The sequence below is a fragment of the Alkalihalophilus lindianensis genome, from assembly GCF_032843265.1.
GTDB lineage: Bacteria > Bacillota > Bacilli > Bacillales > Bacillaceae_D > Alkalihalophilus > Alkalihalophilus lindianensis.
In genome coordinates, this window is sequence record NZ_JAWJBA010000673.1 from 1 (window position 1) to 254 (window position 254).

Here is a 254-nt window from a genome sequence, read left to right on the forward strand (position 1 = left end):
TGCTTTAACAATACCCGTTTTATCGATTGGTGGTGCGGGGGTTATTTCGGTTGCTTCCCATATTATCGGTAATGAGATGCAAGAAATGATAAATCGGCTTAAAAGCGGTGACATACAGGGGGCTGCTTCATTACATCGCCGCCTGCTTCCGGTTATGAAAGCCTTATTTGCAGCACCCAACCCTGCTCCGGTAAAGGCAGCCTTACATATGACGGGGATTCCGGTAGGCAGTGTCAGGTTACCGTTGGTGGCTT

Annotated in this window: 1 protein-coding gene; it reads left to right on the forward strand. The window is 48.8% G+C overall.

Translation table 11 applies throughout. The features are described 5' to 3' along the window. A partial coding sequence (locus RYX56_RS23855; RefSeq protein WP_317124320.1) for a dihydrodipicolinate synthase family protein occupies positions 1 to 254 on the forward strand: 254 nt, incomplete at both ends.